Consider the following 7,476-nt stretch of genomic DNA (forward strand, 5'->3'; position numbering starts at 1 on the left):
ATCGATCATCTGTCCGGGCGATTCGATTTCCTAAACCGTTTTCGTTCGACTAGTTTGCGCCTCTTATGAATGAGATGACTTTTCAGGAGACTTTAGTCAGCACGGCCAGGAGAATCAGTGGTCGCTTCGCGCTTGCTGATTCCGGCGGGTCCAAAGTCACCTTTGGCGAAGCTCTCACCAAGTGCCTCTTCCTGAGCGGCCGGCTGGAACCGCTGTGGCGTGGTCAGCAGAAGGTGGGACTGATGCTTCCCCCTTCGGTCGGGGGAGCACTCCTGAACTGGACGGCACTGCTGATGGGAAAGGTGCCGGTCAATCTGAATTACACGCTCTCCCAGGACGCGATCGTTTCCTGCCTTCAGCAGTGTGGGATCACGGATCTCGTGGTTTCGAAGAAGCTGATGGAGCGCTTGAAACTGGATCTTCCGGTCCGGATTCATGTGATCGAGAACCTCGTGGCGAATCCCCGTCTCGGCGAGAAGCTCAGAGCGGCTTGGCTGGCAAAAATGACCTCAACGGAGGCTTTGCTCAAGCGGCTGGGAGGATCCGGGGCCAGTCCGGATGATCTTGCGACGATCATCTTCAGCAGCGGCAGCACCGGGAAGCCCAAAGGGGTGATGCTCAGTCATCGCAATGTGATCTCGAACGTTCAACAGGTGAGCGAAGTCTATGCCTTCGTCGAGCAGGACTGCATGTTGGGGGTCTTGCCGTTCTTCCACTCCTTCGGTTTCATGGCGACGATTGCCGGACCGATGGTGTGTGGGTTCGGCTGCGCGTTCCATTTCAATCCGATGGAGTCGAAAGTCATCGGTCCTCTTGCCGCCGAACACGGAGTGACCATCATGATCGCGACGCCGACCTTTCTTCAATTTTACCTGCGAGGAATCGAGTCCGAGCAACTCAAGGCATTGCGCCTGGTCGTGGTGGGGGCGGAGAAGCTTCCACCGCGGGTGGCGGATGCTTTTGAAGAGAAGTTTTCCTGTCGTCCCTTCGAGGCCTACGGCTGCACCGAGTGCTCGCCCGGGGTGGCCTTGAACGGCCCTGGGCGGGTCCGCGCCGGATCGATCGGCAAGCTGTTAGGTGGGATGGAAGCGATGATCGTCGATCCCGGAAGTGGCGAGCGTGTCGCCGAAGGTGAGGCCGGCCTGCTGCGGGTCAAGGGCCCCAACGTGATGGGCGGCTATCTTGGAATGCCCGAGAAGACCGCCGAGGTTCTGAACGACGGATGGTATGATACCGGCGATGTCGTTCGCATCGATGAGGACGGCTTCATCTGGATCGAAGGACGGCTCAGCCGCTTCAGCAAGATCGGGGGAGAGATGGTGCCGCATGGCAATGTCGAGGAAGTCCTCAACGAGCTTTCCGGCCGCACGGATCAGGTTTTCGCGGTCACCGGTGTGCCTGACGAGAAAAAGGGCGAGCGACTTGTTGTCGTACACACGGCGGATGGGCCATTGCTTGAGGAAGTGATGAAGAAGCTCCCTGATGCCACGATTCCCAACCTATGGAAGCCCAAGGCCGGGCAGTTTTTGCAGGTTGAGGAGCTGCCCTATCTCGGTTCGGGGAAGCTCGACCTGAAGGAGCTGCAGCGAATTGCCACAAATGGCTGACAACCTGAATCAGGCCTTGTCCTTCTGCTTGGCTTCAGCGGCGAGCTCGGCCTCGAATTCGGCTTCGATTCGGGCTTCCTCATCGGCTGCAGCCTTTTTAATGGCGGCCTCGGCTGCGGCTTCTTCTTCGGCGCGTTTTTCGTCGAGTTTGTCGGCTTTCGCTTCCTCACGGGCCATTCTCTTCTCGAGCTTCTTCTGTTCCCGCTCGCGGCGCTTGTAGTCTTTGCTTGGTGTGGAAGCCATCGGTGGATCTCCTTGTGTGAGTTCGGCAGGCTGATCCTGCACATTTTCGGTGCGACCTCAGCCGCGCGGCGCAGCCATACGTCTCGATCTGCAAGTGAAGCAACAGAAAACCCCGGAAAATGCCTGTGAAAGGGGGGAATTCCTTGTTTTTGAGCTGACGCTTGCAGGCTGGACGGTCGGACCGACACGAAGCCGGACGAGATTCAATCGAGGGAATCGAGAAACTGTCGTGCCTGATTCCGATGAGCCTTTTTCTTGCTTGGATCCATCCGTTCCCACGAGCGCGCCATCATGCTGAGGCGGTGGTTTCCCGCGAAGAAGTCCAGATGATCAGCGATGAAGCTCCAGTAGAGCCCGTCCCAAACAGCGCACCAATCCCCTTTCGGATAGTCGGACATTTTGCGCACATAGTTTGATCCCGAGATATAGGGTTTGGTGGTGAAAGTTCCTCCGTCGGCGAATTGGGACATGCCGAACACGTTGGGAACCATCACCCAGTCAAAGGCGTCGGCAAAGAGTTCCATGAACCAGCGGTAGACCTCTTCGGGATCGATTCGACACAGCAGCATGAAGTTTCCCAGGATCATCAGCCGTTCGATGTGGTGACAGTAGCCATGCTGGAGAGCATGTCGGATGCTGTCGTCGAGTGGAGGGATCCCGGTATTTCCTTCGTAGAAGGATTTCGGAATCTTCCTACGGTGTTTCCAGTAATTTGAGTTTCGGAGCTGCGTTCCACGATGGAGGTAGATGCCGGCCATGAACTCACGCCAGCCGATGATCTGCCGGATGAACCCCTCCAGCGCGTTCATGGGGACCTGCTTTTCCTTGGCACATTCCAGCGCGCGGTCGACAATTTCCTGAGGGTTGATGAGACCCACGTTGAGGGCCGGTGTTAGAACGGAATGGAAGAGCACCCGATGGTCCTGCGATATGGCGTCTTCGTAGTCGCCGAACCGGGCGAAACGTTCATCGAAGAATTGATCCAGCCATAGTAGCGCCGCCCGCCGTGTGACCGGCCAGCCGAAGGCATCGAGCGACCCCGGGTTGTCTTGAAAGCGGTTCTGGGTCCACTCGATCGCTTCGCGCACGTAGTCGTTTTGTCGGGTAGATGGTGCCTCGGGGACGGGCTGATCTTTCGGGAGTCGTTTTCGGTTCTCCTCATCGTATGACCATTTGCCGCCTTTGGGTGAACCATCCTTTTCCATGAGGATCCCCATTCGACGTCTCTGCGCCTTGTAGAAATTGGCCATGAAGGGCTTTTTGAGCGAGAGTCCGGTATGCTTTTCGAGGAAATCCGCCGGAGTCAGGTAGTTGGGGGACGGGTGGATATTCAGGTCGATCTTCCGCTCATCGGCGAAGCGCTGCAGTCGCCGCAGGAGCATGTCGTCATGCGGATGACAAACTTCAATGCGCTTGATGGACTTGGGAATGGCGGCGCGAAGCACGGTGAGTGAACTGCTGTTGCCTCCCTGGGGAAGGTCGATGTAGTGGACTTCATGGTTCCTGCGCTGAAGATCGGCAGCGTGGGCTTTCATCGAGGCTCGGTGAAGAACGAGTCGTTGTCGATGGACCTGCAGCGGATAGTGGCGGTCGGTTCCGAAGAGAAGGGGGTCCTCGATGATGTAGACCGGGTCACCATTTGAGAGGGCCGGGGAATCACAGAAAAGTTGGTGAGGATAAACGAGGCTTGCCGTGCTCATCGTGGTTTGGCGGGAGGAATGGATTGAGGTCGTCGCACTTCGACAAAGTTGATAGGGTGACGCGATCTGCAAGGGATCATCTCGCGGCAGGATCGTGAGCTTCTCCTTGAAACGTCGTCGATCTGGGGTATCGCAACAGATGAAAAGAATCATCGCTGCCCTGTTCGCACTGTCCCTGAGCGTTTTTGCCGCGGATAAAAAGCCGCTCCTTCTCGTGCTGACCAATCATGCGGAGTTGGGAGAAACCGGCAAGCCGACGGGATTCTACCTGTCTGAAGCGGCTCATCCTCACGAGGTTTTCACCAAAGCGGGCTACAAGGTGAAGTTGGCGAGTCCGGAAGGTGGATTCGCACCGCTCGATCCAAAAAGCCTTGAGCTTGAAGATGAAGCGAATGCGGCCTTCTGGAAGAATTTTGGGAATGGCGACAAGGACAAGCCGGGCGTGGCGGAAACAATGGCGCTATCCGATGTCGGACCCGGGGAATACGGAGGGATCTTTTTCGCAGGTGGCCATGGCAGCATGTGGGATTTTCCTGCTTCAGCCGAGCTTCGCGCCGTAACGGCCTCCATTTATTCCCGGGGTGGCGTCGTGGGCGCCGTTTGTCACGGTCCGGCCGCGCTGGTGAATCTGAAGCTTCCGGACGGCAGTCTTTTGGTTTCGGGCAAAAAGGTTGCGGTCTTCACCAACGAGGAGGAGGAGAAGGTCGAGTTGACGGAGGTCGTTCCCTTCCTGCTGCAGACAGCATTCGAAGACATGGGAGCTGAGATCGTCCCGGCGGAGGCCTTCTCGGAAAATGCGGTGCGTGATGGCCGTTTGGTTACCGGTCAAAATCCGGCATCAGCCAAGAAGGCGGCTCAGCTGTTTGTCGAGGGTCTGACGGCCGAAGATTGATCAGCACTTCCGGCAGAGGACGTTAGGTGATCTTCAACTCCAATCTGAGATCGGGACAGTGCTCGACCGCGTAGGTCATGATGGTCCAGTTGGCGAGAATCACCGCGAGCATTTCAAGGGTTTCCTCGATCGAATAGAGGATGCCGAAGCCGAGCGACTCGATGCCGTGCTTTTCAGCGTGAGCGGCTTCCATCATTTCGAAGCCGATGGCACCGGTGACATAGATCATGGCCGCCAACCCGAAAAGGACCTGATAGCGCCTCCCGAGTCTCAAGTAGAACTTCAGGAAGAAAGCGGCGACTCCCACCGCCAATAGCGCGTAGGGAATCACCCAGGGCCACGCGAGCGACCCTTCAGTCTTGAGCCGGGCCATCAGGATCCAATCAAGGGCTTCATGGATTCGACAAAGCTCATCGAGCATCATGAAGCAAAGAATGGCGCCGATGCCGAACCACGCCCGCTGGTCGGCTCGTGATCCGCTGTCTTTCCGCAGCTATGATGAGATACAGGAAGCAAGCGCCGATCCGAAACCGAGGAGAAGCCCATTGAACAGAGTGGGGAAATTCGACTCGCCGTCGAAGTTGAACATCGGAACGATGCCCAGACCAAAGTCCTTTCCTTCAACGAAGAGCAGGTAGACGGCAGCGGCATTGCCGACATTCAGTAAAACGAGGGTCGGCAACCACGCGATTAGGAGGCCTTTCCGGTTCAAATTGAGATCAACCCTTCTGATCGGGGAAGAGGATCTCCTATCCATTTTTGATTCAACCAAAAACGTTGGCCAGTCTTGCCTTGCAGAGCTTTGATGACGCGTTGATGAACCTTCGGGATCGAGCCTCTGTCCGAGCCAGGGAACTAGACTTCGTTCTTTTCATGTGATCCTCCAACGGTGTGCATATGGACGTCCTGTTGTGGATAAGGAATCGAAATACCAGCTGCATCGAACTCCTTCTTCACCCGATCGGTGATGTCGGCATGAACCGTCCAATAGTCGCCTGTCTTCGTCCATGGCCGGCAAATGAAGTTCACGGATGAATCGGCCAGTTCATTGATCCGGACGACCGGCGCGGGATCCTCAAGGACAAGTTGGTGTTCCTCAACGATCTTCTTGATGATCGAGCACGCCTTGTCGGTGTCGTCGTCGTATCCGATTCCGAATACCATATCCACACGGCGGGTCGGCATGCCGGTGATGTTGGTGATGACCTGGCCCCACACATTCTTGTTGGGGACGATGACCTTCTGGTTGTCGAAAGTGAGGATGGTGGTGTTGACCAAGCTGACGCTTTCGACGCTGCCGGTAACTCCGCCCACTTCAACCGCATCACCGACATCGAAAGGACGGTAGATGAGCAGCATCATGCCGTTGGCGAAATTGCCGAGCGTGTCCTGCAGGGCGAAGGCGAGGATGAATGCGCCACCGCCAATCAATGCCAGAGCTGCGCCGACATTCACGCCGACGGTTCCCAACGCAATGATCAGTCCCACCAGAAGGATCACGCGGCCCACCATCTTGCAGATGAAGGTCTCAAGCAAATTCGACAGGTAGGCCGTTCGTTTGAAGATATTGGTCACGAGTCGTGTCGCGATTCGGGAGATGAACCAGAAAGCAATCATGATGCCGACAAACTTCAAGGTGTTGAGACCCCACTTGATGCCGCCTTCCTTGGATTGGAGCCAGTCAGTGACCAAAAACCAGGTGGTGGATACATCCGTGACATCGGCGCTGATCCCGTCCACGGCAGCCGCGTATTTCCGAAGGGCGGTCGCGTCGCCTCCTTTGACCTCGTACGCGTCGACGACGATCTTGAAACGTTCGAGCACGCCCGACTTCTCACTCTGCAGCTTGCTGATGGATTCGAGTAAGGCGGTCTTTTCTTCGGCGGAAGGATCGCTTCTCACTTGAATTTCCGCTTCAGCGACCTCGCTCGCCTTCTCCTTGAGGAGCAATTGCCAGGCTTCGGTTTCTACAGCCAGTTCAGGTTCTGTAAGGGGTTCGAGCCGGAGGGTGAGGTTTTCCGTCGGGATCGAAGGGTCGCCTGCGGTCTGCGCCTCGGGGGCATCCGCAGCGCGGAGGTTGGCGAGGGCGAGGATGAAGACGAACGTTCCGACCAGGCGGGGTGTTTTCAAAATCATATCTCCAGCATCCTGCCGATGATCGCTGGCCGGTCAAGCAAGGGTGAAGATAAATGAGGCGCACCCCACGCCAAATCGGGGGTCCATTGATCGCAAGGGGCAATCCGCCCCGCCATGACCGCCGGATAACCGCCTCAATCCTCTGTTCTTCTGACGATTCTAACCCGCCACGTCCGCGTCATTCTCTACTGTTTGCTTGGCATCTTATCCTATCATGCGAGCGGAGCGCGCGAATCTGGAATAGACGGAGCGCAGCGCAGTCAATTCCACCCTGTCCGTCGCGCTTCGTTGAGGCTTCGAGAGGCAAGCCACCGGGCATGATCCTTGGGTATGTTGCCGCCCGGAGAGATCGACGATCCTTAGCTTACGACTTCTTTCTGAAGCTGCCTCGCGACGTAGAGTCGCTCGGGCTTGGGTGCGAGTTCGATTCCACGCATCGGTCGGGCTCCGTGGCGGCGGGTGGCTGAAAAATGATCTCGGCAGGCGGCAAAGGCCTGTTCGACAAAGTCGCGGCTGCCGATGACGAGGCCGTCGGTGAAATAGCGCACGCGGCATCGAAGGTAGGTCGCCCGGTCGAGGCGGCCGCCCTTTTTGAGAACTCTCAGCGCGGTTTCTCGGGGGACTCGGTCTCTCGTCGCGGCTGTTCCGGGCCGGCTTTTCTCGCGGGCGAGTTGCTCGGCTTGCGCGGCTTCCGTTTCCGGCAGGCCGAAAAGCCAGCAGCGCCAGCGTTGGAGGCTTTCTTTGTGGGTTTTCGGACGCTGGTTGTCAGGAAGTCGCCCACCGTGCGGTGCCAGCGAGTTGAGGAATGAGACGGCCTGGCGGGCAAGTCGTCCGCCGGCGAGGGCTTCGGCGTAGCCGCACCAGCGGTAATCGGCGGGATCGTCACAGAGGCTGGCGC

At 57.4% G+C, this 7,476-nt stretch carries 7 protein-coding genes and 1 pseudogene; 2 read left to right on the forward strand and 6 right to left on the reverse strand.

All coding sequences use genetic code 11. The annotated features are described in order from the left end of the window. The first annotated feature begins 65 nt into the window (after positions 1 to 65). A complete protein-coding gene (locus tag WBG04_RS13980; protein WP_424315068.1) occupies positions 66 to 1,607 on the forward strand; it encodes an AMP-binding protein in 1,542 nt (513 codons plus the stop codon). Between the two features lie 9 nt (positions 1,608 to 1,616). Here the strand turns inward: WBG04_RS13980 and WBG04_RS13985 are convergent, their stop codons facing one another. Further along, positions 1,617 to 1,850, reverse strand: a complete 234-nt coding sequence (locus WBG04_RS13985) for a hypothetical protein (RefSeq protein WP_424315069.1) — start codon at positions 1,848 to 1,850, stop codon at positions 1,617 to 1,619. Between the two features lie 203 nt (positions 1,851 to 2,053). Further along, entirely contained in the window at positions 2,054 to 3,550 is a 1,497-nt protein-coding gene (locus WBG04_RS13990) for a cryptochrome/photolyase family protein (protein ID WP_424315070.1), read from the reverse strand. Positions 3,551 to 3,689: 139 nt separating this feature from the next. Between WBG04_RS13990 and WBG04_RS13995 the strand changes: the two genes are divergently transcribed. After that, positions 3,690 to 4,442: a type 1 glutamine amidotransferase domain-containing protein gene (locus WBG04_RS13995; RefSeq protein WP_424315071.1), complete on the forward strand. Its 753-nt coding sequence runs from the start codon at positions 3,690 to 3,692 to the stop codon at positions 4,440 to 4,442. Between the two features lie 22 nt (positions 4,443 to 4,464). On the opposite strand, the gene WBG04_RS14000 is transcribed toward WBG04_RS13995, so the two are convergent. From WBG04_RS14000 to WBG04_RS14015, 4 genes and pseudogenes are all read right to left on the reverse strand, one after another. Beyond that, on the reverse strand, positions 4,465 to 4,866 hold the full coding sequence (locus WBG04_RS14000; protein ID WP_424315072.1) for a hypothetical protein: 402 nt from the start codon (positions 4,864 to 4,866) through the stop codon (positions 4,465 to 4,467). A gap of 69 nt (positions 4,867 to 4,935) precedes the next feature. Next, the gene (locus tag WBG04_RS14005) at positions 4,936 to 5,124 is read right to left on the reverse strand and encodes a hypothetical protein (protein WP_424315073.1); all 189 of its coding nucleotides are present in this window, start codon (positions 5,122 to 5,124) and stop codon (positions 4,936 to 4,938) included. A gap of 173 nt (positions 5,125 to 5,297) precedes the next feature. Next, positions 5,298 to 6,572 (reverse strand): mechanosensitive ion channel family protein, encoded by a 1,275-nt coding sequence (locus WBG04_RS14010; RefSeq protein WP_424315074.1) that lies wholly within the window; start codon positions 6,570 to 6,572, stop codon positions 5,298 to 5,300. Positions 6,573 to 6,937: 365 nt separating this feature from the next. Next, positions 6,938 to 7,476 (reverse strand): annotated as a pseudogene (locus WBG04_RS14015) (hypothetical protein); the annotation flags it as partial.

Source organism: Haloferula sp. (assembly GCF_049672945.1).
Taxonomy (GTDB): domain Bacteria; phylum Verrucomicrobiota; class Verrucomicrobiia; order Verrucomicrobiales; family Akkermansiaceae; genus Haloferula.

Excerpts from the sequence above, each read along its gene's own strand:
- WBG04_RS13980 (WP_424315068.1), top strand. The coding sequence starts at position 66 with ATGAATGAGATGACTTTTCAGGAGACTTTAGTCAGCACGGCCAGGAGA.
- WBG04_RS13985 (WP_424315069.1), bottom strand. The coding sequence starts at position 1,850 with ATGGCTTCCACACCAAGCAAAGACTACAAGCGCCGCGAGCGGGAACAG.
- WBG04_RS13990 (WP_424315070.1), bottom strand. The coding sequence starts at position 3,550 with ATGAGCACGGCAAGCCTCGTTTATCCTCACCAACTTTTCTGTGATTCC.
- WBG04_RS13995 (WP_424315071.1), top strand. The coding sequence starts at position 3,690 with ATGAAAAGAATCATCGCTGCCCTGTTCGCACTGTCCCTGAGCGTTTTT.
- WBG04_RS14000 (WP_424315072.1), bottom strand. The coding sequence starts at position 4,866 with ATGATGCTCGATGAGCTTTGTCGAATCCATGAAGCCCTTGATTGGATC.